13 protein-coding genes are annotated in these 24612 nt (G+C 43.8%); 6 read left to right on the forward strand and 7 right to left on the reverse strand.

The window, feature by feature from the left end; translation table 11 throughout:
• Positions 1 to 21: 21 nt before the first annotated feature.
• From CLIN57ABFB40_RS06870 to CLIN57ABFB40_RS06880, 4 genes are all read right to left on the reverse strand, one after another.
• A complete protein-coding gene (locus CLIN57ABFB40_RS06870; RefSeq protein WP_175629453.1) occupies positions 22 to 1893 on the reverse strand; it encodes a right-handed parallel beta-helix repeat-containing protein in 1872 nt (623 codons plus the stop codon).
• A gap of 4 nt (positions 1894 to 1897) precedes the next feature.
• The gene (locus CLIN57ABFB40_RS06875; protein ID WP_175629454.1) at positions 1898 to 3994 is read right to left on the reverse strand and encodes a glycoside hydrolase family 127 protein; all 2097 of its coding nucleotides are present in this window, start codon (positions 3992 to 3994) and stop codon (positions 1898 to 1900) included.
• Between the two features lie 241 nt (positions 3995 to 4235).
• Positions 4236 to 4634 (reverse strand): hypothetical protein, encoded by a 399-nt coding sequence (locus CLIN57ABFB40_RS20215; RefSeq protein WP_254871716.1) that lies wholly within the window; start codon positions 4632 to 4634, stop codon positions 4236 to 4238.
• A gap of 297 nt (positions 4635 to 4931) precedes the next feature.
• On the reverse strand, positions 4932 to 6686 hold the full coding sequence (locus CLIN57ABFB40_RS06880; protein WP_175629455.1) for a helix-turn-helix domain-containing protein: 1755 nt from the start codon (positions 6684 to 6686) through the stop codon (positions 4932 to 4934).
• A gap of 614 nt (positions 6687 to 7300) precedes the next feature.
• Between CLIN57ABFB40_RS06880 and CLIN57ABFB40_RS06885 the strand changes: the two genes are divergently transcribed.
• The 6 genes from CLIN57ABFB40_RS06885 to CLIN57ABFB40_RS06910 all read left to right on the forward strand — a co-directional run bounded on the left by CLIN57ABFB40_RS06885 (position 7301) and on the right by CLIN57ABFB40_RS06910 (position 18699).
• A complete protein-coding gene (locus tag CLIN57ABFB40_RS06885; RefSeq protein ID WP_175629456.1) occupies positions 7301 to 8389 on the forward strand; it encodes a linear amide C-N hydrolase in 1089 nt (362 codons plus the stop codon).
• A gap of 110 nt (positions 8390 to 8499) precedes the next feature.
• Positions 8500 to 10968 carry a glycosyl hydrolase family 95 catalytic domain-containing protein gene (locus CLIN57ABFB40_RS06890; RefSeq protein ID WP_175629457.1) on the forward strand — a complete coding sequence of 823 codons (2469 nt, stop codon included), beginning with the start codon at positions 8500 to 8502 and terminating at the stop codon, positions 10966 to 10968.
• A gap of 13 nt (positions 10969 to 10981) precedes the next feature.
• Positions 10982 to 12187 carry a glycoside hydrolase family 105 protein gene (locus CLIN57ABFB40_RS06895; protein WP_175629458.1) on the forward strand — a complete coding sequence of 402 codons (1206 nt, stop codon included), beginning with the start codon at positions 10982 to 10984 and terminating at the stop codon, positions 12185 to 12187.
• Positions 12188 to 12237: 50 nt separating this feature from the next.
• Entirely contained in the window at positions 12238 to 13707 is a 1470-nt protein-coding gene (locus tag CLIN57ABFB40_RS06900) for a glycoside hydrolase family 140 protein (RefSeq protein ID WP_175629459.1), read from the forward strand.
• A 60-nt stretch (positions 13708 to 13767) separates the two neighbouring features.
• The gene (locus CLIN57ABFB40_RS06905) at positions 13768 to 17634 is read left to right on the forward strand and encodes a family 78 glycoside hydrolase catalytic domain (protein ID WP_175629460.1); all 3867 of its coding nucleotides are present in this window, start codon (positions 13768 to 13770) and stop codon (positions 17632 to 17634) included.
• A gap of 177 nt (positions 17635 to 17811) precedes the next feature.
• Positions 17812 to 18699, forward strand: a complete 888-nt coding sequence (locus CLIN57ABFB40_RS06910; protein WP_175629461.1) for an SDR family NAD(P)-dependent oxidoreductase — start codon at positions 17812 to 17814, stop codon at positions 18697 to 18699.
• A 114-nt stretch (positions 18700 to 18813) separates the two neighbouring features.
• Here the strand turns inward: CLIN57ABFB40_RS06910 and CLIN57ABFB40_RS06915 are convergent, their stop codons facing one another.
• From CLIN57ABFB40_RS06915 to CLIN57ABFB40_RS06925, 3 genes are all read right to left on the reverse strand, one after another.
• A complete protein-coding gene (locus CLIN57ABFB40_RS06915; protein WP_175629462.1) occupies positions 18814 to 20199 on the reverse strand; it encodes an alpha/beta hydrolase family protein in 1386 nt (461 codons plus the stop codon).
• A 23-nt stretch (positions 20200 to 20222) separates the two neighbouring features.
• Complete coding sequence (locus CLIN57ABFB40_RS06920; protein WP_175629463.1) at positions 20223 to 21560, reverse strand: glycoside hydrolase family 28 protein; 1338 nt, start codon at positions 21558 to 21560, stop codon at positions 20223 to 20225.
• Positions 21561 to 21720: 160 nt separating this feature from the next.
• A complete protein-coding gene (locus CLIN57ABFB40_RS06925) occupies positions 21721 to 24570 on the reverse strand; it encodes a glycoside hydrolase family 78 protein (protein ID WP_175629464.1) in 2850 nt (949 codons plus the stop codon).
• Positions 24571 to 24612: the final 42 nt, after the last annotated feature.

Below are 24612 nucleotides of genomic sequence, written 5' to 3' on the forward strand. Positions count from 1 at the left end.
ACTGCGTTATAAGAAATATCACTATCGGACATTCCGCAAATCCCTGTATTCTGCTTCCAATCCTGCACGTTCACGAATGGAGCTATCCACCTTAGGACCATTATTCTCCCATACATTGCCGGGACCATTGGCATTTTGCAGGTACTTCTCTCCTTCCGTCCAGTTATCGCATACGGTAATAAAGGAAGAGCCTTCATCCGTATATAGATAAAACCAGTGATTCGGGTCATGCACATAACTTGGTTTGTAAATACTGTGCACACAATTCTCCGTCACGTAACTTTTCGGTTGTGAGCCGAGGGTATAAACACCTGCCACATCGTACATATGCTTCGCATAATGATGAATCAGATTCGCATGAACCCTGTTATTACGCATGCAATTCACCGTTTGCGTCCAACCCCATCCGAGGCTGATTCCACTATAAGGAACCTCACTGATTTCATTATGCTCAATGTTAATATCACTCACATATCCCGCAGCAATGGCAAGGCATCCCCAGTCCTCATTACCCACTTCCGTAAAATAGCAGTTATTGATTTGTTGATGGGTGCATACTTCCCGGCGGTCGGCAGGGTCGTAAGGCAAATGAGTTTCATGAGCCGCCGGAGAAAAACTACCAACTATCAAGCCATTCCCCGCAATATCACGGAAAAGACAACCACGGACTACACCGCCTTGTGTCGCTTCCTCATAATCCAATCCGGTAGAGCCTAAATGCTCGAACCGACAGCGCTCAAAATCAATCTGATTGGCAGCCGCCACACGGACAGCCGCAGCCGGACGTCCCAGCCATCCCTGATTATCCAGTGGATGATTCTGATAATTCCGTTGCATCTTCGGTTCTATCCGATAGCCGTCCGTCAGATACATACCTGCTTGAAGCGGCACATGCCCCTTTTCTGAAGGACGCATCCAAGTTGTGTATGAGAATGTTATTTTCTCAAAACGGATATTAGAGACAGGACGGTCTAATGTACCTTCCACCTGCACCAATGTTTCAACGGCAGGAATGATAACTTCCATACCGGCATCCTGCATCTTCTCTCCCTCTTTGGGGTAATAATAGACTTTACGGGTATTGATGTCATGGTACCATTCTCCCGGAACATCCAGCAATTCCTGTGCATTCGTCAGATAGAAAGCGGAATTATGTCCATTCGTCGTCACCATCGGACGCGGCCAGGGATGCTCAAACTGAATCCGGCTTTCCGGCTGATGAAAGCGTACCACTGCACTATCGCCTTGAATCTCTACGGAACGGATACGCAAATTTGCCACACACCACATCTGATGAAGCACCATTTCCACATATTCAGCTTTCAAAATTCCTTTGTTATCTATCAGTTTGCGAACAGCAACCGCAGGAACATAAAGAATCTCATTCTTCTCGTCCACGCTGCAAATGCGGTTCATCTTCTCGAAGTCTTCCACATCACGGGCACGGACAGCTTTCTTGCCATCTATCCATAATTGCCGGAAATCCAACGGACGTCCATTGAATGTCGGCACGTCCGCTACCCAGAGTTTCCCTTGCTTCTTCCAGTTACGGATGCGCACGCCCCCGCTTAATATCGCCTCTTCACCGGAGATGGAACAAATCACCGTAGGAGATTTCTCTGTTCCGCTATCTTCCGGTCGAATAAAAACAGGTTCATGCAATGTATATGTTCCGCCTTCCATATAAATAGTGATTCCATCTTGAATACGGTTATCTCCCGTACGCCGCCATTCCCGTGCCTGTCGCAAAGCCGAAGTCAGAGTTGCTTTCGGAGATTGCTTCGTGCCGTCATTGAAATCATTCCCTTTCGGAGAAACCCATATATCCCCTGCCATAAGCGTGGAACTTATGGCAAGCAATGAACAAGCTATTTTTAAACTCTTTCCAATCATAGTCTTATCTTGTTAATGGCAACCATACCGTCATCTCTCCCTTTCCTCTGTTACCCCAGGCATAATAAGGAATCAGACGGATATTCACCGTTCTTTCAGCCTGAGCCACCGGACGATAAAGCACTCCTTCCCAAGAAGCGGGAGACGCCACACGTGCTGTCCCTTCAAGAGCCACTATCTGACTGCCTTCTATCGTTACTTTCTTAGGAGTCAATTTAATATCGGCAGGAATCAATACGTTATCAATCTTTTCTCCGTTTGCAATATCCATACTTTCCAGACAGTAAACCAACGGCCCGCGTTTCACAACTACCTGATTACGGATTTCCTCTGCCAACGGATGAGCTTCAAGCAGACGGACAGGCATATCCATTGCGAGTTCCACTACATCGCCTTTTTTCCATACACGGTTGACTTCCGCATATGTATTCGCTTTTGTATCCATTTGCACCGGCTGCCCATTTACTTTTAATACAGCCTTTTCACACCATTCCGGGATACGAAGGAAAAGAGAGAAGGCACCCGCCTTACGGGGAACTTTATTCAACGTCACACGTACGTTACCATCCCAAGGATAATCCGTCTCCTGCTCCAAAGCAATTTCGCCTTTATCCTTCCAGTCCGTTGTTAATGTATTTGCGCCATATAAGTTGCAGTAAATACCTTCCGGACTCAATGTATATGCATAATTCTGTGCCTGGCACAGTGTACGCAATGTATTCGGCGGACAACAGAAACAACTGATATATTCCGTCCGTTCTTTCGGCCAGCGAAGCGTATAAGGCAAATCGGCACTGATACGCAACGGATTCGTATAGAAGTACTTCTTACCATCGAGACTAATCCCGCTCAGTACACTATTATAAAGGCAAGTCTCTACCAGTTCAGCATATTTCGCATCCCCCGTCACTTCCAGCATACGCCAGTTGAACAGCATATTGCCGATATTGGCACATGTTTCATTATGCGCAGTACTATTGGGCAATTGGTAAGGACGCCCATAACTCTGGTGCACTTTCTGAATACTGTCCGGCTCATAACAAGTACCATCAGGCGAGGTACCATCATAAAGCGCTCCGCAGGCACCGGTCACATACATTTTGCGGGTGACAATATCATTCCAGATACTAGTCAGATTCTTCATCAACTGCTGTTCGCCCGTTTCCGCATATACATCCGTTACTCCGGCATACAGATAATTGGCACGTACGGCATGTCCCATTGCCCGATACTGGTCACGGAAAGGAATACGGTCCTGATTGTCATCCGTTCCATTTTCCACCATACCGCGAATATCAATCAGATTCTTGGAAAGTTCCAGATAACGGGGATTTCCGGTAGCACGATACATCTCGACCACCCCCATATAATGAGAAGGACAAATGGCATTACGAGCCAATTCGGCAGAAGCCGTTTCATAAAAATGACAAAGGAAGTCCGTTGCTTTCACAGCGGCATCGAAAAGAGTTGTCTTTCCGGTGGCACGGCGATGGACAATTCCAGCCATCATCAAGTGTCCAAGATTATAAGTTTCAAAATTCAGACGATTGGCAAAAGCACCTTTCTCATCTTCCGCACCTACTTTCGTACCAATCACAGTCTGCTTATGTTCATCATTCAATGTGTGAGAATCAATCCCTTTATTCAGTTCCTCAATGATAACGGGCGTATGTATATAACCGTCTGCACGTTGGGCTTTTACGACACAAGTTATAAAGTTGTCCATTAACTTATCCAACTCCGGGTCTTTATTGACTGCATAGACAGAAGCAACTCCTTCCATCCATTTATACATATCTCCGTCATGGAACGGCGGTCCCCAATGTTCGCCCTTGCACACACCGGACGCAATCTCAAAATTACGGAAACCGTGAGAGACTTCCGGTGTATTCCAAGTGTTCCACATGCTTTGCAGGGAAGTCCGGCTAAACACATTAAAACGGTCGCCCCAAAAACCGTCCGTCCAATGTACGGCACCCATTCCGGTATTAGCCATTTTAGCAAAACGGCTCTGACTCATATCCGTCAATCCATTGCTTTGCGCAAATGCTCCCGTGACGGAGGCGGAAGCTAAAAAAAGTAACAGCTTTATCTGTTTCATTGAATATGGATAATTTTATAATTTACACTCTATCTTTAGAAAAAGACGTAATTATCCGCATTTTGTACTCAATAAAACAAAAGCGAAGACTGTCCTGCCCGGCAATTCCTGCTTTCTTTTCTTATTTGCCATATATATCCATAAAAAAGTGCACCTTTTTCTTCAACAGAAAAAGGTGCACAAAACACAAACAAACAATAAAGCGACCTTCACAGGCAGCCGGTCGGTTAAGACCATATCTTTAATCCGCCCATCTCGATGCGGGCAATTTCTTCTTACAATAGGACTTTATCCAGCTATACGATTTTCTTTTTCGCAGGTAAAGCGTATCTCCACAATGCTTTATCGCTTCCCAGTCAAAGATAGAATGATGTCTTATCATCCGTTCCCACCAATAAAGAAAATTATATGTAGACAAAGGCATTAACATAAACCACCAAGATAGCCATAATGACAATCCCAAGCCTGGTAGCAATGTGAGGAGAAAACATTCCGTATATTGTCTCAAATGAATTCGGGCCTCCATTTCTTCCCAAATTTCCAAATACTTATAACGGGTAAAGTAACAACCAAAAATCATAAAAGAATGTTTCTTCTTACCGAGAAAATATTTCGCTAAACGACTATTATATAAAATCATTATCCCTAATACTGGTTTGTAAGTTCCACTTTGCAAATGTCCGTATAATCACGAATATAGCAAATTGTATTCATGTCTAAGAGAAGAATACGTGTTCGAACTGGGCACTGATACTGGAACATATATTATGACAATATATTCCAATTACCCTTATTGTTTTCACAAAGATACTACATTTATGTGTATTTTATATGGAATATAGATAAAAATCATTCAATAATGCATTAAAATAAAAAATGCATCCTCTTTCCCACCGGAAAGAAGATGCACAAACAAAACAAACATAACAAATAATCTTTACCCAATAATACTTTTTATATAATCAGAAGGGCAGATGTTATAGAATTCCTTGAACTTTTTTCCAAAATATTTGGCATCACAATAACCTAGCATGCCGGCTATTTCCGAGTTAGTATACTGCTGGGAAGCTAAAAATATACGTGCTTTATCCATTTTAAATGAATAAATATAACTCTCCGGAGATTTTCCGGTAAGTTCTCTCATCTTACTATAAAATGCCGTACGACTTTTGCCCACATCAGTACAAAGTTGTTCTATAGAATACTTCTCTGATAGATTTTCTTCCAATATCGCGTTCACTTTTTCCATAAATTCCAAATCTTCTTTTGCCAATTCTTCCTGTACAGGCATCAGTGAAGTAACTGTATCTGACAAAAAACATTTTATCCGTTCGCGCATAGTCATATGATTTTCAATCAGCATACATATATTCGCCCTAAATTTACAAATACTTTCCATCCGCAATTCCAACCTGTCCGCACCGCTTCCCATATGAGACATATAGCTCTCATTATCAAAAGACCTTATCAAAAGGACAACCGGCATATCCCCCACTATCTTGTCCGTCTTGATTCGGAAACAAAGAGCATCTCCACTTATTCCATTGACATTGTCATCAATAATAATTGCATCAGGATTCAAATGGATTGTAGTTCTTATTAACAATTCAGGATTATCAAGAACCTCAATCCGAAAATATCTCGACAAATCTTTTTTCAAATAGTTACTGAGTCGCCTATCCGCCATAACTAATAAAACACAAGGTGCGTCCTTGATTTTTGCATTCCGACTCATATTATCAGCATTCCGGGAAGAACTACCGAAAGAACCCTTCACTCCGTCTGCCACATTTTTCCTGGCGGGGCATGACTGATTCTGACAATTGCAATCTGTTGGGATAATAATCCGAAAAGTGACAGTTTTGCCATACCCGAAACCCGTTATTTTTCCACCATGGAAATGAATAATTTTCCTCACTGTCCTTAAACCGCTAAACCCGTATAAAGGCAGCATAAGAGGAATAAAAGGAAGCATTCTTTTACCTTCTTTTTCCAACATCTTATGATTACTGATATAGAGTTTCCATGAATTTATCGTATGTGCTATCTTTATGAAAATGCAACAGCCTGGAGCAGATTTCTGAATCATCTTGTTCAGAAGATGTTGCAATGCCGCAGTCATAATATTCTCATTAATCCTGCAACTGACACAGTCTGGACATTCACTTACTATCAACTGTATCCGACGGGACTTCGCATAAGGACGACACTGATTTACAATAGAAGTAATATAAGTAAAAAGCTCAAAATTAATCGTAGATGTTTTGGGCTTGATTTTCCCATTCTCTTTGTCAAGCGTAGCAACATTATGATTACAGTCTATTACACATCTAGTATATCTCAACGCTTCTTCTATCTTGGGAGAAAGGGATTCCGAAAGATTATCAGTCTTTATGTCTTCCAACTGGTTCTGTAATAATAGTAATGGTGTATGTACCGCATGAATCATATTCACTGTAAGCTTATATTTCTCATGTGACTGTAACCTTGTATTATAGTCCAACAAGAAATACACCAATAAACAAACCAATAGCCCGAGTCCAAGACTCTCTACAGGAACCACATATCCTAATAAAGACATATTGGGTAAAATCACATCAACAGTTTGTTTACTATCTGCTAAATTGGCTCCGGCACTCAAAAAGAGTGAAGCCTGAAAATCTGATAACCAATTCAGATAACAATTATTCATACTAGTATCGGATTAAATTAATTAATATGTTACACTTTCAACATAACACACCTGATTTTTTATGCATGCCAAAAGTCGATGCAAGTGTAAACATTTTAACAACCACCAAGCAGGTGGTTTCCGACATAATAAATGGGTGTTTTTTATCAAATGGTAACAATTTACGCTGTTACCTTAAAAAATAAAGGATTTGATCGCAATTCTACCCGTTCTGTTTAGACTACAGTCTTAACCCATTCATTTGTAGAAGTGCCGATTCATCACTTGGAAGCAATCAATACGATAATCAAAAATAACAACAATTACAAAAGAACTTCACCCGCACCGTAGTTACTTTCCGGTGACGGCTCCGAAGTTCTGCCAAATTGTCTTTTTTCCTGGTATTCCTTAAGACTCATATATTTTTATGATTTATAAATGATTCAGTTCTATAACATCCTGTAGGCTCGTTTGTTTGCGGGTTTCTTGCATTTTAATGGCTTTAAAAACGTATTTAATTTTACTAACTTAATAATTCCTTTTTTTCTTGAAGTTTATTCGAATGTACTTAAATCAATAGAACTCACATAAACTAATTTCCCTTCAGATTTGTTTTTCAATGAAAAACAATTATTATGAAGAAGAATTTATCTGTTAATCAAGTAGTCATTGGCTGTCTGTTTATGTTCCTGTCTCCTTCTCTTGCAGAAGCCTGCACAGGTATTACTTTAAAAAGCAAAAATGACACTACTATCGTTGCAAGGACGATTGAATGGGGTGGAAGTGACATGAACAGCCAATATGTCATTGTTCCAAGAGGGTATACCGAACAATCATTCACTCCGGATGGCGTTGACGGAATGTTGTATGCCGCACAATACGGATATGTAGGACTGGCTGTAGAACAAAAAGAATTCATAGCCGAAGGTCTGAACGAAGCCGGACTTTCAGCAGGATTGTTCTATTTTCCTCATTATGGCGAATATGAGAAATACAATCCGGCAGAGAAAGCAAAAAGTATTTCTGATTTACAACTCGTTTCCTGGCTTCTGGGAAAATGTAAAACTGTGGATGAAGTGAAAAAAGCAGTTCAAGAAGTACACGTGATTAATTTTATCCCACAAGCATCTACTGTTCATTGGCGTTTTACTGACGCTTCCGGTCGACAGGTGGTTTTGGAGATAGTTCAGGGCATCCCCCATTTTTATGAGAATAAGTTGGGAGTGCTGACAAATTCTCCCGGTTTTGAATGGCATCTGACGAATCTCAATAATTATGTCAACCTATACCCCGGATCAGCTCCGGCCAAACGTTTGGGTAATATAGAATTAAGTGCTTTCGGCTCCGGAAGCGGCTTTCTAGGTATTCCTGGCGACATAACTCCACCCTCCCGTTTTGTACGTGCCGCTTTTTATCAGGCAACGGCTCCCCAACAGGATACTGCTTTAAAGACCGTTCTTCAATGTTTCCAAATACTGAACAATTTTGATATACCGGAAGGGATAGAGTTTCCGGCAGGAGAAATTCCGGCAAATATTCCAAGCGCTACCCAATGGACTTCAGCTACGGACATAGCCAATCGAATCATTTATTTCCGTACTATGTACAATAGCGCTATACGCAGTATCGATTTACATTCGATTAATTTCTCCACTGTACGTTATCAAGCTATACCGATGGATATTGTCAAACAACAACCTGTTGAAAATATAAGAATAAAATAGCATCCATATCTTTATAAACACATTTCCGAGGCAAGATGTTTCACGGAATATGGGTACAAAAATCTTCTCCAATCGTCCTTTTATAAAAGTATAAAAGCAATTGGACAGAAATGAATAAAAAGAGATTAATCGGATATCTGTTTGTTATGGTGTCTGTAAGTTGTATTCATGCACAGGAAAAGAAAGTAGCCACGCAGGAATATAAATTATGGTACGACCGTCCCGCACAGGTATGGACCGAAGCTTTACCCCTAGGGAACGGTCGCCTGGGAGCTATGGTATATGGAACACCGGGCACAGAACAAATACAACTAAACGAAGAAACCATTTGGGCAGGACGTCCCAACAATAACGCCAATCCGAACGCACTGGAGTATGTCCCGAAAGTGCGCGAACTGGTGTTTGCCGGAAAATATCTGGAAGCGCAGACTCTTGCAACAGAGAAAGTAATGGCAAAGACCAATTCGGGTATGCCATATCAAAGCTTCGGCGACCTGCGAATCGCTTTTCCCGGACATACCCGTTATTCCAATTATTACCGGGAATTAAGTTTGGACTCGGCACGTGCCATCGTCCGTTATGAAGTAGACGGAGTGCAGTATCAACGTGAAACGTTCACTTCATTTACCGACCAGGTAGTAATGGTCAGGCTGACTGCCAACCGTCCCGGACAAATTACTTTCAACGCACAACTTACTTCGCCACACCAAGATGTAATGATAGCTTCCGAAGAGGAAAATTGCGTGACACTTTCCGGAGTATCTTCCTGGCATGAGGGGCTCAAAGGGAAAGTGGAGTTCCAAGGGAGACTGACGGCAAAAAACAAAGGGGGGAAGATAGCATGTGCCGATGGTGTCCTTTCCGTTGAAGGAGCTGATGAAGCCACGGTCTATGTATCCATTGCCACCAACTTCAACAATTATCTCGACATCACTGCAAATCAGATAGAACGTGCCAGAGATTACTTGTCTAAATCAATGGCACGCCCATTCGCGGAAGCCAAGAAAAATCATATTGATTTCTACCGCAAATACTTGACCAGAGTAACTTTAGATTTAGGAGAAGATCAATACAAAAATGTGACGACCGACAAACGGGTAGAGAATTTCAAAGAAACGAATAATGCTCATTTGGTTGCCACTTATTTCCAGTTCGGACGCTACTTGCTGATTTGTTCTTCCCAACCGGGCGGGCAACCTGCCAATCTGCAAGGTATCTGGAACGACAAACTATTCCCTTCATGGGACAGCAAATACACCTGCAATATCAATTTGGAGATGAATTACTGGCCCTCGGAAGTTACGAACCTGAGCGAACTGAACGAACCTCTTTTCCGGCTGATAAAGGAAGTGAGCGAAACAGGAAAGGAAACAGCTAAAATCATGTATGGAGCCGACGGCTGGGTATTGCATCATAATACGGACATTTGGCGTGTCACAGGTGCAATCGACAAAGCACCTTCAGGTATGTGGCCGAGTGGCGGAGCATGGCTTTGCCGCCATCTTTGGGAACGTTATCTATACACGGGAGATGTCAATTTCCTGCGTTCCGTTTATCCCATACTAAAAGAATCGGGACGTTTCTTTGATGAAATCATGGTAAAAGAGCCTGTACACGGTTGGCTGGTAGTATGCCCCAGTAATTCACCGGAGAATGTACATTCCGGCAGTAACGGCAAAGCAACGACAGCCGCCGGATGCACAATGGACAATCAATTGATTTTCGACCTTTGGACTGCCATTGTTTCGGCATCCAAAATACTGGATACTGATAAAGAATTTGCCACTCACCTGTCACAACGCCTCAAGGAAATGGCCCCCATGCAAGTGGGACATTGGGGACAGTTACAAGAATGGATGTTCGACTGGGACGATCCGGATGATGTACACCGTCATGTATCCCATCTTTACGGACTATTCCCCAGCAACCAGATTTCTCCTTACCGTACTCCCGAATTATTCGATGCCGCACGCACTTCGCTCATTCATCGCGGAGATCCTTCGACCGGTTGGAGCATGGGATGGAAAGTATGTCTTTGGGCACGTCTGCTTGACGGTGACCATGCCTACAAACTAATTACAGACCAGCTAACCCTTGTACGCAACGAAAAGAAAAAAGGTGGTACCTACCCTAACCTGTTCGATGCACACCCGCCTTTCCAAATTGACGGTAACTTCGGCTGTGCCGCGGGTATCGCCGAGATGCTGATGCAAAGCTACGATGGTTTTATTTACCTGCTTCCTGCGCTTCCCACCCTTTGGAAAGAAGGTTCTGTCAAAGGTATTATTGCCCGTGGTGGTTTTGAACTCGACTTGAGTTGGAAAAACGGGAAAGTAAGCCGCTTAGTCATAAAATCCCACAAAGGCGGCAACTGTCGCCTACGCTCACTCAACCCGCTGACAGGCAAAGGACTGAAACGTGCCAAAGGAGAAAACATGAATCCTCTCTATGCTGTTCCTGCCATTCCCGAACCATTAATCAACGAAAAAGCCAACCTGAATAAAGTGGTTGTTGCAGATACCTATTTATATGACCTGCCCACCAAAGCAGGACAGGAATATATATTGACAGGAAAATAATAACTCAACCGATATGAACAGAAACTTATTAAAACTGATTGTCGCTTGCGGAGCTGCTTGTTTTATCGCATGCACGACCCCTCAGAAAGCAGAGACGGAAAAGTGGAGTGAACGTATGGCACGCTCCGAAATGAAGCGTTTTCCCGAACCTTGGATGATTGAGAAAGCCAAGAAACCACGCTGGGGATATACCCACGGTCTTGTGGTTAAGTCCATGCTCGAAGAATGGAAACATACGGGCGACAGCGCCTACTATGATTATGCCAGAATCTATGCTGACAGTCTGATTGATACCGACGGGCATATCAAAACCATGAAATACCTTTCATTCAACATTGATAATGTCAACGGTGGCAAGATTCTTTTTGACCTTTACGCACAGACTGGAGACGAACGTTACAAGATTGCCATGGATACCTTACGCAAACAAATGGCGGAACAACCCCGCACAAGCGAAGGCGGATTCTGGCACAAACTGAGATACCCGCACCAAATGTGGCTGGACGGAATCTTTATGGCTTCCCCATACTTAGCTCAATACGGTGCAACTTTTAATGAACCGGGCTTATTTGACGAAGCCGTGAAGCAGATTCTTCTTATAAACCGCAAGACTTATGATTCCGCAACCGGACTTTATTATCACGGCTGGGACGAAAGCCGCGACCAGAAATGGGCAAATCCCGAAACAGGCTGCTCTCCTAACTTCTGGAGCCGCAGTATCGGATGGTATGGAGCCGCCATTGTCGATGTGCTCGATTATCTTCCACAGGAAACTGCCGGACGCGACAGTGTGATGCAGATTCTTCAAGGACTAGCCAAGACACTGGTAAAATATCAAGATTCTCAATCGGGCACCTGGTATCAAGTAACCGACCAAGGAGCACGCGAAGGGAATTATCTGGAATCTTCGGCAACTGCCTTATTTATTTACACACTTGCCAAAGCTATCAATAAAGGATATATCGGCAAAGAATATATTGAACCCACACAAAAAGCCTTCGAGGGTATGATCAAGACATTCACCCGTCTTGAAGAAGACGGCAGCTACACAATCACCAACTGCTGTGCAGTTGCCGGATTGGGTGGAGACTCTAAAAGATACCGTGACGGCTCATTCGAATATTATATCAGTGAACCGATTATCGAAAACGATCCTAAATCGGTAGGCTCATTCATTTTGGCTGCTATCGAGTATGAAAAAATGATGGAGAAAAAATAATATTCAGGGACGGAATCATTAGTACAATAAACTAAAAACGATAAAATACAATGAGAAAATTCAAGATTCTTCCTCTTTTGTTGCTGTTATTGACACTGGCTACTACGGCCGCAGCACAAAAGAAAACACAAAAAACGTATATCCCCTGGGACAATGGCAAACTCGTCGTTTCCGAAGAGGGACGCTACCTGAAACACGAAAACGGCACTCCTTTTTTCTGGCTCGGAGAAACAGGATGGCTGCTCCCCGAACGATTGAACCGTGACGAAGCCGAATATTATCTGGAACAGTGCAAACGTCGCGGATACAATGTGATTCAAGTTCAGACAATGAATAATGTTCCATCCATGAATATCTACGGACAATATTCCATGATAGACGGATATAACTTCAAGAATATCAACCAGAAAGGTGTATATGGTTATTGGGATCACATGGATTATATCATTCGTACAGCGGCCAAAAAGGGACAGTACATCGGTATGGTTTGTATATGGGGAAGCCCTGTGAACCGTGGTGAAATGACTGTAGAACAGGCGAAAGCCTATGGCAAATTCCTGGCAGAACGTTATAAAGACGAACCGAACATTATCTGGTTTATCGGTGGGGATATTCGCGGCGACGTGAAAACAGACGAATGGGAAGCATTGGCAACCTCTATCAAGGCTATCGACAAGAATCACTTGATGACTTTCCACCCGCGCGGCAGAACGACCTCGGCAACCTGGTTCAACAACGCTCCATGGCTGGATTTCAATATGTTCCAAAGCGGACACCGTCGCTACGGACAACGTTTCGGTGATGGCGATTATCCTATCGAAGAAAATACAGAAGAAGACAACTGGCGTTTTGTTGAACGTAGCATGGCTATGAAGCCGATGAAACCCGTGATTGACGGAGAACCCATTTACGAAGAAATCCCTCACGGCCTGCACGATGAAAATGAACTGTTATGGAAAGATTATGATGTACGTCGCTATGCTTATTGGTCTGTATTTGCAGGTTCTTTCGGACATACATACGGTCATAATTCCATCATGCAGTTTATCAAGCCGGGTGTAGGCGGTGCCTATGGAGCCAAGAAACCCTGGTACGATGCTTTGAACGACCCGGGCTTTAACCAAATGAAATATCTGAAAAACCTGATGCTGACTTTCCCGTTCTTTGAACGCGTGCCGGATCAGTCCATTATCGCAGGTCAGAACGGTGAACGTTACGACCGTGCCATCGCTACACGCGGTAATGATTATCTGATGGTATATAACTATACCGGACGTCCGATGGAAATTGATTTCACCAAAATCAGCGGCGCAAAGAAGAATGCCTGGTGGTACACAACGAAAGACGGCAAACTGGAATATATCGGCGAGTTTGATAATGGTGTGCACAAATTCCAGCATGATAGCAGTTATTGCAGCGGAAACGATCATGTGCTGATTGTTGTAGACAGCAGTAAAGATTATCTGAATAAGGACTGGACGGAACTTCCCGCCCAGAACCGGCAAGGTGCCGGCTCTTAGTTTCCATTCGGTACAAATTAGCTACATAAAGTTAGTAGCCACTCTATATAATCAACGCTCATGAATAAAAGAATATTTATATTATCTATATTTTCTCTCCTGTTCTTTGCGGGTTCGCTACATGCAGCCATAGGCATAGCCGACTTGCGGACAGAGCAGTTGAAGAATCCATTAGGTATTGACACGCGCCAACCCCGACTAGGTTGGCGCATCGAATCCAATGAACAGAATGTGATACAAACAGCGTATCACATTCTTGTTGCATCTTCTCCCGAGCTATTGGCACAGGGAAAAGGTGATTGTTGGGATTCGGGAAAAATAGAGTCCGACGCATCCCAATGGGTCACTTACCAGGGAAAGTCATTAAAACGCAATGCCCCCTACTACTGGAAAGTGAAAGTATATACCAACAAAGGTGAAGCAGACTGGAGCACTCCGGCTTTCTGGACTATGGGATTACTCAACGAAGCAGACTGGCAAGGTCAGTGGATTGGATTGGACCGTGCCGCTCCGGGTGATAGTGAAACCCAATGGAGCCGTCTGGCAGCCCGTTACCTTCGCAAAGAATTTGTTTTGAACAAAGAAGTGAAACGCGCAACGATACACATTGCCGGAATGGGACTTTATGAATTGTTTATCAACGGACAGCGTATCGGAGAACAGGTATTGGCACCCGCTCCTACCGACTATCGGAAAACACTTCTGTATAATACCTACGACGTCACTTCACAACTTCAGAAAGAGAATGCAATAGGCGTTACCCTAGGTAACGGCCGCTTCTATACCATGCGTCAGAATTATAAACCGTACAAGATACCGACATTCGGCTATCCCAAGCTTCGGCTAAACCTGATTGTGGAATATACGGACGGCAGCAAAGAAACAATTTCCACTAATACTTCGTGGAAACTGACTACCGAAGGCCCCATCCGCAGCAACAACGAATATGACGGTGAAGAATATGACGCCCGCAAGGAACTGGGAAACTGGACGCAAAACGGATACGATGACAAGAACTGGATGCCTGCCCAGCGCGTCAGTATTCCTTCGGGAACATTGCGTGCCCAGATGATGCCGGGGATGAAAGTCATGGATACCTTAAAACCCGCTTCTATCAAAAAGCTCGGTGACAAATATATTCTGGACTTTGGTCAGAATATGGCAGGTTGGGTACGTTTCCGCATTAAGGGACAGGCGGGTGACAGCATCCGTCTCCGTTTCGCGGAAACTTTGCAAGCTAATGGTGAACTATTTACCAGGAATTTGCGTGATGCCCGTTCCACAGACGTATATATTACAAGCGGACACGAAACAAAAGATGCCACTTGGGCACCCCGTTTTATTTATCATGGCTTCCGTTATGTAGAAGTTGGCGGTTATCCGGATGCGAAAGCTGAGGATTTTGTAGCCGAAGTAGTGGAAGATGAAATGGAACATACAGGTTCTTTCAATTGTTCCGACGAGACTTTGAACAAGATTGTCCGTAATGCGTTTTGGGGTATCCGGAGCAATTATAAAGGCATGCCAATAGATTGCCCCCAACGCAATGAGCGCCAGCCTTGGCTAGGTGACCGCACCATGGGATGCTGGGGAGAAAGTATGCTGTTCAATAATCATGCCATGTACACCAAATGGGCGCGTGACATCTGCGAAGCACAACGTGAGGATGGTTGTATCCCCGACGTAGCCCCTGCCTATTGGAACTATTACTCGGATAATGTGACCTGGCCTGCTGCACTGCCTATGGCTTGCGATATGCTTTTCACCAATTTCGGAGACAAACGCCCGATAGAAGAGAATTATCCGGCTATCAAGAAATGGGTGTCCCATATCCGTGAATACTACATGACAGAGGAATACATTATCACCAAAGACAAATATGGTGACTGGTGTGTTCCGCCCGAATCATTAGAACTCATCCACAGCAAAGACCCTTCCCGCAAAACGGACGGTTCACTAATCGCCACCGCTTATTATCTGAAAGTGCTACAACTGATGCATCGTTTTGCAAGCTTACAAGGACTAAAGGATGATGCAGAAGAATGGGAAGACTTGGAGCATCGCATGAAAGATGCGTTCAATGCCCGTTTCCTACATATAAAAGAGGGAACTTCCCCTGTACCGGGACATGCGTTATACCCGGACAGCATCTACTATGGCAATAATACGGTTACCGCCAACATCCTGCCGCTTGCTTTCGGACTGGTTCCTAAGAACTATATCAAAGAGGTTGCTAAAAATGCCGTAACTTCCATTATTACAACCAATAAAGGACATATCAGTACCGGAGTAATCGGCGTACAATGGCTATTGCGTGAATTAAGCCGTCGCGGTCATGCCGATGTGGCTTACCTGCTTGCCACCAACAAGACCTATCCTTCCTGGGGATATATGGTCGAAAAGGGAGCTACTACCATTTGGGAATTATGGAACGGTGACACGGCAAATCCCGAAATGAACAGTGGAAACCACGTGATGCTTTTAGGCGACTTATTGCCTTGGTGCTTTAATAATCTGGCAGGTATCCGTGCCGACCGTTGGAAATCCGGTTATAAGCATATTGTCTTCCAGCCGGCTTTTGAAATTCAGGAGTTAAGCAATGTAGACGCATCCTATATGAGCATTTACGGAAAGATAACCAGCCGGTGGAGCAAAACACCCACACATCTCGAATGGGACATTGAACTTCCCGCCAATACAACGGGCGAAGTACATCTACCGGATGGACGAAAAGAGAAAATAGGTTCGGGAAAGTATCATTTCAGTGTAGATATACCTACTAAGAATACAGCTATTCTCAGTGATGAATTTCTATACAAAAAAGCATCTTTTCCCGAATGCCATGGGGCTACCATTGTAGAGATGAAGAACGGCGACCTTGTAGCCTCTTTCTTTGGCGGGACAAAAGAACGTAATCCCGACTGTTGTATCTGGGTATGCCGCAAGCCGAAAGGCGCAAAAGAGTGGACTGCTCCCCAACTTGCCGCCGACGGGGTATTTTCACTCAAAGACCCACAAGCAGCTTTAGCAGGAATTGATTCTACCTGTACACCTGTAAAAGACGCAAAAGGAAAACTTATCGCCCGCCGGAAAGCTTGTTGGAATCCGGTACTTTTTCAAGTCCCTGGTGGTGATTTGATTCTGTTCTACAAGATAGGTCTGAAAGTAAGTGACTGGACAGGATGGCTGGTTCGTTCGCGTGACGGTGGAAAGACATGGAGCAAACGCGAACCTCTCCCGAAAAGTTTCTTGGGACCTATCAAGAATAAGCCGGAATATGTCAATGGTCGTATTATCTGCCCCTCCAGTACGGAAGGCAGTAAGGGCTGGCGCATCCACTTCGAGATTTCCGATGACAAAGGAAAGACCTGGAAAATGGTAGAGCCATTGGATGCCGAATTATCCGTACCTACCCAAAACCGTAAAAAGGGAGGAATGAACGTAGATGACCAGGAAGGTGGAGAAGCCATCAAAGGAGAAGGCGCAAAACCTATTTATGCTATACAACCCAGTATTCTGAAGCATAAGGACGGAAGACTGCAAGTGCTTTGCCGTACACGTAATGCACAAATTGCGACTGCTTGGAGTAATGACAATGGCGATACGTGGAGTAAAGTAACACTGTTGGATGTCCCGAACAACAATTCCGGTACGGACGCAGTGACAATGAAAGACGGCAGACATGTGCTTATCTATAACAACTTCTCTACACTGCCCGGAACTCCGAAAGGCCCCCGTACTCCGCTCTGCATAGCCATATCAGAAAATGGAACCAACTGGAAGCCTGTTCTTACATTAGAAGATAGCCCAATCAGCCAATATTCTTACCCTAGCATTATTCAGGGAAAAGACGGCAAACTGCATGCCATTTACACTTGGCGTCGCCAACGAATCAAATATGCGGAAATAGATCCGGCAAAGTTTTAAATATCGAACGATAGACTGAATGAAATCGACCGCCCGTTCTAACAGAAATGAGCGGTCGATTTGTTGTAATTGACCGCTCATTTCTTGCGAATTAAGCAGTCGTTCCTATCCAATCAAACGGTCGATTCTTTGCATATATCCTTTTTATATTTTACATTTGCCAATAAAAAAAGAACAATGGCAGATAATTATATAGAGAGACAGCAGGAACAATATGAAGCCAGAAAAGCAGCTTGGAAACAGGCTCAAAAGTATGGTAAGAAGAAACCGGCAACAATCCGCCCGGCCGAATCAACCTCACACCTTCCAATGGCTTCAAAGTCAGATGACTCAAAAAGAAGAGTATTTATAACAGGAGGAGCGGAAGGAATAGGCAAAGCAATAGTAGAAGCATTTTGCCGGACTGGTAGTCGAGTCGCTTTCTGTGATATAAACGAAACATCGGGACAGGAGACAGCTAAATCAACAGGAGCCATATTCCATAAAGTAGATGTTAGTGATAAAAATGCACTTGAAAGTTGCATGCAAAGCATTCTTACCGAATGGAACGATATTGATATTATTATCAACAACGTCGGCATCAGCAAATTTTCTTCTATCACAGAAACAAGTGTAGAGGATTTCGACAAAATCCTGTCTATTAACCTGCGCCCTGTATTCATCACTTCCCGACTGCTTGCCATCCATCGCAAAGGGCAACCCTCTCCTAACCCATACGGTCGAATCATAAATATCTGCTCTACGCGTTACCTGATGAGTGAACCGGGAAGTGAAGGTTATGCAGCTTCGAAAGGTGGCATTTATTCTTTGACTCATGCATTGGCTTTGTCTTTATCCGAATGGAATATCACAGTCAACTCGATTGCTCCGGGATGGATACAGACGCATGATTATGACCAACTCCGCCTGGAAGACCATTCACAGCATCCTTCACGCCGGGTAGGTAAACCGGAAGATATTGCCCGCATGTGTCTGTTCCTCTGTGAAGGAAACAATGATTTCATCAATGGAGAAAACATCACTATAGACGGGGGAATGACGAAAAAGATGATTTATATAGAGTAAATAAAGTTACTGAAGACATAAATTATAGCAGCGTTTTTTGAGGGCTAAAGCATAGCTTTAGATATGATAAAGCTATGCTTTGTCAGTCGCAAAGCATAGCTCTATTCCCTCATTTTATTTCTTCTTTCCCTGAGCCTTCTTGTCAAAGTAAACAGCTACTTTATCAAATGAACGGATAGCATTTTCAGGAAGCAGTTCGCTTTTTTCTCCGAAACTGTACATCGCAGATTCCGGCTCAATTGTGACTTTGCTTTCATCCAGCATCTTTTTATCCAAATTGAATACGTCCGCGAAGAAGTCATAAACTGCATTTCGCTTATTAGGACCAAAGTCGTGCTTTTCTTTCGGAAGATGCACATTGGTTACTTTATCCGTTGCATTGTAGAAGCCGTATATCCGTTGCAAATATGGATATTCCAAAGCAGGTACGCTTGCCGTCCAGTCACCGCCATCCGAAACAATTAATTGCGGACGGGGGGCAAAAGCAGCCGCCAACTCCGCATTGCAAGTCCCACCTGCCGAAAGTTGGATAGGCATCCCGCTTTCACAAGGACATCCGCCGTCGAAATGAGAAGCCAGACTTATAACCGGTGCGGAAGCCGTAAAACGGTCATCCAACACGCTTAGCAAAACAGTATGCGTGCCGCCGCCCGAACCACCATTCGCTCCGATACGGCTAGTGTCGATATCCTTGCGGGAAGCAAGCATAGATTCAAGAATCAGCAAACCATTCATAGCCTGAATAGTATGCGCCGCACTGCTACGATGTGCCGCACTTCCTACCTGCAGGATAGATTCGCCCCATCCGAACAAATCATAATCTACACAAATAGCTCCCATACGGGCAAGTGTTCCCATACGCTGCTGTTGGTCTTTACGATAGCGACCGCCACCGAAATGTCCGTTCGGACAGATAATCAATGCATGTTTTCCTTTTGATTGAGGTGTATAGATAGAACCGCAAACATATAAACCGGGCAACGTTTCAAGCGCAAAATTCTGTACGGTGTATCCGTCAAACTTACGTACCTTTGAAAGGATAGGCTTTGATTTCACACATTGAGCCAGTAAAGCATCCAGCCCCAAGCGTTGGCGGACTTCCTTTTTTAGAGAATCGGCACGAAGCTGGAAAGCTTGTTTGTCCGCATATAGCGTATTAAGATAAGCCAGCATCTTTTCCCCGTCTGCATCTGTACGACGTGGATACTCATAGGCTTTCAGCTTATACATATTCCCTTTCTGCTTGACGAACTTATAATCAAAAGGTGCCAATACATTTGTCAGCGACTCTTCCACCGAATAAGGACGGATACGGAAATCAGCATAAGGCAATACTTTGCCTACCGTATCAATATCATACTTCAAGCGGATTCCAAAACGGTTTTGGATATCCGTCAGCACTTCATTCAAGGGACGGGCAAATTCCGCCTCGTATGTTTGTGTTTGCGCTTCTGCCGAAAGGGATGCGGCAAGAAGCATCGTGAAAAGGATTCGTTTCATATTCTAATTGATTTGATTCTGTTTTAATCTAGTTTGATTCCCTCACCATTGACGATTACATCATCCATCGTGATGCGTTCGCAATTTTCAAAGATACATTTCTGCTTTCCGCCCTGAATATGAATGTCACGCAATACGATATCAGAGATAGGAGCTTCTTCCAGTCCTACGATTTTGATAGGAGTCTTTACGTCTGTAACAGTCATCCCGCTGATATGTACATTGCGGAATACCGGAGTACGTTCGCTCTTTGGTTCTGCCGGCATTTTGCTGTATTTCAAATTCAATACGACAGCTTCCTGCTTGATATTACTCATCACAATATTGCTGACACGGATATCTTCAACGACTCCACCTCTTCCACGGGTCGACTTGATACGTATGCCACGGTCTGTTCCGTCGAACACACAGTTGGAAATAGTAACTTTACGTACACTTCCGCTCATCTCGCTGCCTATCACAACGCCGCCATGTCCGGAAAGCATTGTACAGTTCGTTATGGTAATATTCTCACAAGGCACTCCCAGACGGCGGGCTTGCGCATCCCTTCCCGATTTGATTGTGATGCAATCATCACCGACTGAAATATGACAATCGCTGATGTGAACATTCCGGCATGATTCGGGATTAATGCCGTCCGTGTTGGGAGAAGGAACATTATGGATGGTAATACCTTTTATAGTCACGTTCTCACAAAATTCAGGATTCACCGTCCAGAAAGGGGAATTGACAATTTTTACTCCTTCAATCTTCACTCTCTTACAACGAACCGGCTGTATAAACGGTGGGCGGAAAAAGCGACGCTGCAAGGTATTCACATAATCTTTATTCGTTTCGGCATAAATGGCAGTCGTATCGTTTTGGGCATCCCACATGGGTTGGTATTTGTTTATATCACGCATACCATTATCTTTCAGGTCAATCATGACATGGAAAAACTCCATCCACCATTTCTTGCCTTGCCCGTCCAATGTACCCTCTCCTTTGATAGTTATGTTCTCGGCATCTACCGCATAAATCAAAGGTTGGAAACTTTTCATCATCACTCCTTCGTGACGGACTTCCACAAAGGGAAGATAATCATCAAAGTTGTCGGAAAAGAGCAAAGTAGCCCCGGCTTCCAGTTCCAGTGTGATATTACTTTTCATGTGGATACTTCCTGTCAGGTAAGTTCCCGCAGGGAAGAACAGCGTACCACCGCCACCACGATTGAGACGGTCGATTGTGGTGTTGATTAACTTTGTATTAAGGGTCTTGCCATTTGCTTTTGCACCGGCTTTCAACATGTCTACACGTTCGGCACGAAGAACTGTTGCTGCACAGAAGCAAAGAAAAGAAATAAGAGTTATTCGTAAATTCATAGTCTATATAATTAAAGTATAATTTCTCCGTTACCTTCTAAAAAATCATGCTAATAGATTTATTTTTTCTTCCCAATGTTTTTATTAATCATTGCAATGATTTTTTCAAAGATGCAGCATGATTTTTTAAGGCATGCTACAAATATATGCAAAGATTTCCTTATTCTGCACATACAAATTTATATGTTCCACTTTGTACCTCTTTCGGTTCTTTCTCTCCCGGAAGAAAAACAACTGCGGTGGTATTCACAGGAACAGATACATTCAATGTGAAAGTTCCGTCCTGACGAGTCCAGTCCACAATGATAGTGCCATATAAAGTTTCATATGATGACTTGACAAACTTCAAATCCCCCACAGGTTCCGGAGCAATGATAAATTTCTGATAACCTTGCTTCGGATTGTTTTGTTGATTTCCGAATTCAGATGTGGCATAAGGACGGATGCCGACCAATGAATTGAAGAACCATTCGTCAATCTGCCCCATCATAAAGTGGTTCCAGGAAGAGCCTTGACGCGGGTCCCATTGCTCAGTCAGGGTTGTTGCGCCAAATTTCAGTTGGAAACCATAGCCGGGCGCTTCTTCGTGGTTGAACATTTTATATATCAATTCATGCTGACCGTTGCGGGCTAATGTCTGAATCAGATAACGATTACCTACATCTCCGGTGGTCAGCCGGTTGCCGTGTATTTCTATATCTTTAAGCAGATTCATAAATACCTTCTTATCCTGCGTCATATGAAGGAACAAGGGAAGTGCATTGCTGCACTGACTTCCTGTACCATACTGCGCCGTATCATTGTTCAGGAAACGTTTGCCAAATGCAATTCGTATATCTTCTGCCAAAGAACTGTAATAACGAATATCAAAATCATTGCCTACCATCTTTGCAGCTTCTATCAAATACATGACAGTCATATAATAATGTGCGGTAGCCACCAGTGGCACAGGCGTATTCCGGGAAAATCCGGCACGGAAATCTCCATAATCATACCAATCTCCCAGTCCGAAAGAAAGGATACCGTTGTCCGCACGTGTCTTCAGGTAATCAACATAACGACGCATGTTCGAATAATACTTCCTTATCAACGAATCATCTCCATACGTTTCATAATACATAAACGGGAAAATGACCAAAGAACCGCCCCATTCGGGAGATTCTGCGAAAGCATCCATTCCCGGACCTTCAAAAACCACGTATTCCGGGGCCGTGGTCGGCATTGCTCCATTGGAATGTTGCGCGTCCGCCATATTCTGCATAATCTGTGGAGCGTAGGCTGTCAAATCATAATTGTACAACAGTCCCGGACCGTTCAGATGTACCTGTTCCAGCCATCCCAGCTTTTCGCGGTGCGGGCAGTCTGTAAAAACAGATTGCATATTGCTGCGAACTGCTTTCTCTATCAAACGATGGGCGGCATTAAATATACGGTTGGATGATTCGAATGTAGATACCTTCTTTGCCGAATTATAGACAAAACAGGATTGGATATTCTTCAGTACAGGCAACTTTTGCGGATTCTTCTGTCCTTTCAATACGGCACCTTCCACTTGGATATATCTGAAACCATAATAGGAGAAACGAGGATGCCAGGTTTCATCACCATCGCCTTTCAATGTATATTCATAATAATGCTGGCGTCCCGTTTGGCGTTGGTTACAAGCGCCTTCATCAGTCAATGCTTCAGCTACTAGCAAAGTTACTTTTTGTCCACGTTTTCCACGTACTGTTATTTCGGGGAAACCTGCTAAATTCTGTCCCATATCCAGTACGAAAGCAGAAGGGTCTACTGTCCGTTTGGTCGATTTGGAAGCAGCCGCCACTTGGTCAGCATTCAGTTTGGTCACCTTTTGGATATCATATCGTTCCATTATCTTCACAGGTGGCGCCATCTGTGGACGGAGCATTCCTTTAGGTGCTTCCTGCATTACCACCGAGCGCCAATGGCTATCGTCAAATCTTGCCTGATTCCATCCTTTCTGTTCGCGGCGGGCATCATAATCTTCACCACCGTAAATACAGTTGAACGTTACCGGACTCAAATCATATTTCCATTCATTATCAGAACGGACGATTGTACGTGTTCCATCCTCATAATTGATAACTAATTCAAATAAAAGTGTGGGAGGGCCAAAACTTATCTGCAACTTGCGATAACGTCCCCCCTGCACATTATAGAATCCATTCCCCAATAAGATGCCAACGACATTCTCACCATACCGCAATTGTTCCGTTACATCATATGTGTTATAATAAACACTTTTATCATAATCACTCCAAAGTGGAGCAAACTCACTATTACCGACTTTCTTTCCATTCAAAGAGAATTCATAGAATCCCAAGCCGCAAACGTATGCAGTTGCTTCGACTATTTTCTTGCCGGACTCATTCCGGAACTCATTCTGGAGCTCATTACGAGACTTATGAGTCTTTGTTTTTTTCGCATCGTCCAGCAAAAACGTTCTTCGCAAGTAAATGCTTTTCTTCGCCAAAGTATCCACCGCTTCCCAAGCAGCTTTCACTTCCGGCTTTTTCAGTTCGCTGCCGTGAAACTTACGTCCTTCCGGCAAATGTGCATTCTGACGGGTAATAGCTCCAATCCATTTCCCTTCGGAAAGTCTTGAGGGGGCAGAACGGAACTTCGCTTCACGACTCCATTCGGAAGGAGTATCCGTTTCATCCCAAACACGGACACGCCAAATATAATTGAACGGATTATCAGAACTTATCTCCGCTCCTTCCGTTGAAACCAACTGGCTCTGTGAAGAATTGACTTTGCCGCTATTCCAGATTTGACGTCCCGTGAAAGCTTCCCTAATATCAATCTCATAAGCAGATTGTCGTGTCCCATTTTCCGGTGACTCCATCACCCATCCCAAACGGGGTGCTCCTTCAACCACTACCAATCCTTCCTGCATTTCACAGGTGAGACGGGTGATTGTTATGTTCTTCGCCTGTACAATACAGGGTAGACAAAGAAAAAGAAGAAGATATTTCTTAAAAGCCATTATTCGTTTTCATTATTTTTTATTAGACAGAAGAACAAAAGA

Origin of the sequence: Bacteroides acidifaciens, from assembly GCF_903181435.1 — a bacterium.
Lineage (GTDB): Bacteria > Bacteroidota > Bacteroidia > Bacteroidales > Bacteroidaceae > Bacteroides.

Excerpts from the sequence above, each read along its gene's own strand:
- CLIN57ABFB40_RS06870 (WP_175629453.1), bottom strand. The coding sequence starts at position 1,893 with ATGATTGGAAAGAGTTTAAAAATAGCTTGTTCATTGCTTGCCATAAGT.
- CLIN57ABFB40_RS06875 (WP_175629454.1), bottom strand. The coding sequence starts at position 3,994 with ATGAAACAGATAAAGCTGTTACTTTTTTTAGCTTCCGCCTCCGTCACG.
- CLIN57ABFB40_RS20215 (WP_254871716.1), bottom strand. The coding sequence starts at position 4,634 with ATGATTTTATATAATAGTCGTTTAGCGAAATATTTTCTCGGTAAGAAG.
- CLIN57ABFB40_RS06880 (WP_175629455.1), bottom strand. The coding sequence starts at position 6,686 with ATGAATAATTGTTATCTGAATTGGTTATCAGATTTTCAGGCTTCACTC.
- CLIN57ABFB40_RS06885 (WP_175629456.1), top strand. The coding sequence starts at position 7,301 with ATGAAGAAGAATTTATCTGTTAATCAAGTAGTCATTGGCTGTCTGTTT.
- CLIN57ABFB40_RS06890 (WP_175629457.1), top strand. The coding sequence starts at position 8,500 with ATGAATAAAAAGAGATTAATCGGATATCTGTTTGTTATGGTGTCTGTA.
- CLIN57ABFB40_RS06895 (WP_175629458.1), top strand. The coding sequence starts at position 10,982 with ATGAACAGAAACTTATTAAAACTGATTGTCGCTTGCGGAGCTGCTTGT.
- CLIN57ABFB40_RS06900 (WP_175629459.1), top strand. The coding sequence starts at position 12,238 with ATGAGAAAATTCAAGATTCTTCCTCTTTTGTTGCTGTTATTGACACTG.
- CLIN57ABFB40_RS06905 (WP_175629460.1), top strand. The coding sequence starts at position 13,768 with ATGAATAAAAGAATATTTATATTATCTATATTTTCTCTCCTGTTCTTT.
- CLIN57ABFB40_RS06910 (WP_175629461.1), top strand. The coding sequence starts at position 17,812 with ATGGCAGATAATTATATAGAGAGACAGCAGGAACAATATGAAGCCAGA.
- CLIN57ABFB40_RS06915 (WP_175629462.1), bottom strand. The coding sequence starts at position 20,199 with ATGAAACGAATCCTTTTCACGATGCTTCTTGCCGCATCCCTTTCGGCA.
- CLIN57ABFB40_RS06920 (WP_175629463.1), bottom strand. The coding sequence starts at position 21,560 with ATGAATTTACGAATAACTCTTATTTCTTTTCTTTGCTTCTGTGCAGCA.
- CLIN57ABFB40_RS06925 (WP_175629464.1), bottom strand. The coding sequence starts at position 24,570 with ATGGCTTTTAAGAAATATCTTCTTCTTTTTCTTTGTCTACCCTGTATT.